This window comes from Sabulicella rubraurantiaca (genome assembly GCF_017355885.1).
GTDB classification, from domain to species: Bacteria; Pseudomonadota; Alphaproteobacteria; order Acetobacterales; family Acetobacteraceae; genus Roseococcus; species Roseococcus rubraurantiacus.
The window spans coordinates 1-1,172 of the sequence record NZ_JAFEUU010000057.1; the positions used below are offsets into that span (position 1 = coordinate 1).

Below are 1,172 nucleotides of genomic sequence, written 5' to 3' on the forward strand. Positions count from 1 at the left end.
CTAGTGGCCTGAGTTGGAAGTTCAGTTGCGGTTTGCTGTGGCTGGGAGGAGACTGTGGCGCCTGAATTGGGAGGCGTGTCATGTCTCGCGGACCCAAGGCTGTCATGTTGGCGTTGACCGAGGCGGAGCGGGCCGAACTCCGTCGCCTGCTGCGCCGGCGCGGCGTGGGCCAAGCCCTCGCCCAGCGTATCCGGATCGTACTGGCCTGCGCCGAACCCGACGCGACCAACCTGAGGGTGGCGGAAGCCTTGGGTGTAAGCCGTCAGACGGTGGCGACGTGGCGCGGGCGCTTCGCCGAGCACCGCCTGGAGGGGCTGATGGACGCGCCGCGCTCCGGGGCGCCGCGCAGCATCGGCGACGAGGCGGTCGAGCGCCTGGTCGCCCTGACGCTCGAAGAGGCACCGCGGAATGCCACGCACTGGAGCACGCGCTCCATGGCACAGCGTGCGGGCATGAGCCAGACGGCCGTGTCGCGCATCTGGCGCGCCTTTGGCCTGCGGCCGCACCGGTTGGAGACCTTCAAGCTCTCGTCCGACCCGGCTTTCGTCGAAAAGGTGCGTGACATTGTGGGCCTCTACCTGGCCCCGCCGGAGCGCGCGCTGGTGCTGTGTGTGGACGAAAAGCCGCAGATCCAGGCTGCTCAGGGCACGGCGCCTGCCTTCGCTCTGCGGCCCGGCCAAGCCGAGCGGCACACGCACGACTATCGCCGCCACGGCACGCTCGACCTGTTCGCGGCCCTGGACGTCAGCGCCGGCACGGTGATCGGCGCCTGCAAGGCGCGCCACCGCGCGGTGGAGTTTCGCGCCTTTCTGGATCAGGTCGAAGCGGCCGTCCCGGCCGGTCTCGACGTCCACCTCGTGCTCGACAATCTGAAGACGCACAAGACGCCACTGGTTCACGATTGGCTGCTCAAGCGGCCACGCTGGCACCTGCACTTCACGCCGACCAGCGCCTCCTGGCTCAACCTGGTCGAATGCTGGTTTGCGCTGCTGACGCGCCGGCGCCTGGAGCGCGGCGCTTTCACCAGCATTGGCGACCTGGAGGCCGCGATCCAAGGCTACATCGCCGAGACCAACGCCGCGCCGCGGCCGTTCGTCTGGACCAAGACCGCCGACCATATCCTCGCCAGCGTCGCCCGCTTCTGCCAACGAACTTCTAACTCAGGCCACTAG

At 68.6% G+C, this 1,172-nt stretch carries 1 protein-coding gene; it reads left to right on the forward strand.

The features are described 5' to 3' along the window. Positions 1-80: 80 nt before the first annotated feature. Positions 81-1,172 (forward strand): IS630 family transposase, encoded by a 1,092-nt coding sequence (locus JTJ31_RS24345; protein ID WP_207541328.1) that lies wholly within the window; start codon positions 81-83, stop codon positions 1,170-1,172.